Source organism: Cytobacillus firmus NBRC 15306, assembly GCF_001591465.1.
GTDB lineage: Bacteria > Bacillota > Bacilli > Bacillales > Cytobacillaceae > Cytobacillus > Cytobacillus firmus.
On record NZ_BCUY01000162.1, the window covers coordinates 1 to 3,334 of the forward strand.

Consider the following 3,334-nt stretch of genomic DNA (forward strand, 5'->3'; position numbering starts at 1 on the left):
GGTTAGGAGCAAGTATTCGCTAATTGGTTCATTACCTAACATAGGAATAGCAGCCTTTGATGTAATTATCTTACCAGTGTATGCAAACAATTCATTTAATGGCGTACTCTACAAACTTACGGAATTTTCCTTGCTGCTATGGTAATAGGAGTGATCTGCGCTACTCTTATCGGTAGGTTGGAAAGGATATCAAAACGAGGGATTTTATATTACTTATTCATGGCCTTATCTGGACTGTTTATATTAGGTATATCGTACACTCCACCCTTATTAGTATCACTTCTTTTATTAGCAGCTATAGGTTTTTGTTTAACAGCTTTTATCATAATTTGGGACAGTGCAACCCAAGAATTAATTGAAGAAGAAGTATTAGGTCGTGTAGTTAGTTTCCAGATGTTTGGAGGTCTCTTACTCCTTCCTGTTGGGGAGTATAATTGGATTTTTATTAGACAAGTTAGGAACTGACCTATCAATGAGTATAGCTGGTGTTAGTATCATATTGGTAGCAGCTCTAGGATTAACAAACAAAAAAATTAGAGAATTAGATTAGTGGAAATATATATTGCAGTTGATTAAGAACTGACTTGTTTTTAGGGGCATAGAATAGGGATTATTTTCCATGCTATGACCTTTTTTTTACTGGTATCTCGGTCGTACCCCAATGATGCGGAAAATAAGGGTAAGTCCATTCGATTAATGAACATAAAAATTGATAATCGAATAACATTGACGTAAACCCTTGATAATAGTTATAATTAAATCATTCGATGAATAAGAAAAGAAAGGGTGGTATCGAATGGATGGTGTTTTTAAACAATTGCCAGCCCTAATCAGAGCTTCATTTGAAGGTGACAAGAGAACAGTGGAGTTGTCAGCATTATCAATTATTAGGAGGATAAAAAAAGAGAATCCTCATCTTTCTTCTGAATTGGCCGAAATTATTGCTACATATAATGCAGGAGCACCTCTGACTAGGTCAATGGGCATAGAGCCACCTCCAGTTGATAAAGAATCATTTATGTCATTAGTAAATATAAGTGATTCCTCAACGTTTGATGAAACTGTCATCTTAGATGATCAGACTGAAAAATCCATAAAGCGATTCTTAAAAGAAAGAGAACTTATTACGAAGTTAATAGCTAGTGGCGTTAAACCTCCAAATAGTGTCCTATTCTTTGGACCACCTGGAGTTGGAAAAACATTGATATCCAAGTATATAGCTCATTGTTTGTCTTTGCCTCTAATCACCTTAGATCTATCTTCAGCGATTTCAAGCTACTTGGGTAAAACGGGTCAGAATCTAAAGAAAGTCTTGGATTATGGGAAGAACAGTCCGTCCGTCCTTCTCCTAGATGAATTTGATGCTGTAGCAAAAAGAAGAGATGACCCTTCCGACCTAGGAGAGCTAAAAAGGATAGTAAATGTACTATTAAAGGAGTTAGAAGAATGGCCAGCGCATTCAATTGTTATTGGGGCAACTAATCACCCGGAGTTTTTAGATAAAGCTATATGGAGAAGATTTGATATGAAAGTTGAGATAGCTTTTCCAAGTGAGGAGCAAAGATTTGAACTATGGAAGTTAAATCTTAATAAAGATATTGTGAAAATTGAAAATCAGATGATCAGAGCTATTGCAAAAGCCGTTGAACAAGTTAGCCCTTCAGATATTAAGCAAATATGTGAATATGTGTTACGTCAAGTAATTGTAGAAGATTCTGATCCTGTGAAGCTACTTATTACAAAAATTAAGGAAATTTATGATGGAGATAGTTCTAGTTTTAACAAGATAATGTCTATCGCATTAAAGGAAAATTACGGTAGTAAGTTATCCCAAGCAAAAATTGCTGGTTTATTAGGAATAAGTGCATCAACTGTAAATCATCATTTGAAGTCAACTGAAAAATAGTTTAAAGAAGAGGGGGAGAAATTATGGCTGATGAGCAGAAAAGAGATTACTTGCCGATTATAGGTAATGGTGAAAAAATGATTGAACCCGTTAAGAAAGCATTTGGTGGAGGAGAAACGACGTATCCTAGAAGCTATATTGAGGCGAAAAGTAGGATAAGTAAACAAGTTAAAGATATAAAAGCAAAAATTGATGGAATTCCAGACGAAAAAAGAATGAAGGAAGTTGTTATTACTTTAAGACTAAATGAGAAGTTTCTGGCAAAATCATATATTCCTTCCACTTTCTTTAAGGAAACAAAGTTTGAGAATATTGGTTCGAGGCGGTGGACATTCGAATCAGATGAGGAACTAAAGATTAGTAAGATGCATTTTGTTAAGCTCGATCAAGAAGGTTTATCTTCATTCGAACAACTTTTAGAATCCGATGGAACCTCATTAACTGATAGTTTCAAAAACGATGTAAGAAAAATTGAAGAGCTATCATTTTTAGAGAGTAGTGAGGTAGTCCAAGGATTTGATGATGATTGGGTTGAAGGAACTGTAGAGTTCGTCCTCCATCCCTATGGCCAAGAAAATGATGAAATGATTGATAAGTTTAAACAAAACTTAATATCACTCGGAGTCAATGATAATACTATCAAACTTAAAACATACGAAGGTGGACCTACATTTGTTAGTGCAATAGTCAATAAAAGGGTTATAAATAAAATTGCAAATTTTAACCCCCTAAGGACAGTGCATCCACTAAAGCTTAATTTTTTTCCAGAATTAAGAGGTTCTATCAGTGATCCAAACTTACTTTTGCCCCCTTTAGGGAAATCTATATCTCAGATAAAAGTTGGTGTTTTTGATGGAGGTATTAACCCCACACATCCCTTTTTAGAAAAGTTCAGTAAGGAGAATAAATCAGTAAGTTCTATGTCAGTAAGAGAAGGGATTGAACATGGAACCGCGGTAGCTGGGGTTGTATTATACGGAGATTTAAATCAATATGAAGCAAATAGTCAACTAGATGATCCGGTTGTATTTGTTGAAAGTTTTCGTGTGTTACCTTTAAGTGATCCTACTGATTTGGACCTATATGAAGCTATTGAATTTATTGAAAAAGTTGTTCCGAATAGACATGACATTGATGTTTACAATTTGTCATTTGGTCCTGTTGGACCGATATTTGATGATGAGATTTCGAGATTTACTTATGCATTGGATACATTGGCTTGGAACTATCAGAAACTTTTTGTTATTGCTGTTGGGAATGATGGCGATTTACCTTCACCTTATAATAGAATACAAGCTCCTGCTGATTTAGTTAACGGGTTAGGTGTAGGGGCATATACTTTTGATTATGGGACTGCTGACAGGAAAAGAGCTAGCTATAGTTGTGTTGGTGGTGGAAGAGAAGGATGTAAAGTAAAACCAGACGTTT

At 35.2% G+C, this 3,334-nt stretch carries 2 protein-coding genes; both read left to right on the top strand.

The annotated features are described in order from the left end of the window. Positions 1-796 precede the first annotated feature (796 nt). On the top strand, positions 797-1,906 hold the full coding sequence (locus BFI01S_RS21320; RefSeq protein WP_061794371.1) for an AAA family ATPase: 1,110 nt from the start codon (positions 797-799) through the stop codon (positions 1,904-1,906). A gap of 23 nt (positions 1,907-1,929) precedes the next feature. Continuing rightward, positions 1,930-3,334: S8 family peptidase (locus tag BFI01S_RS23605; RefSeq protein WP_169799798.1), on the top strand; the 1,405-nt coding region annotated here is incomplete at its 3' end.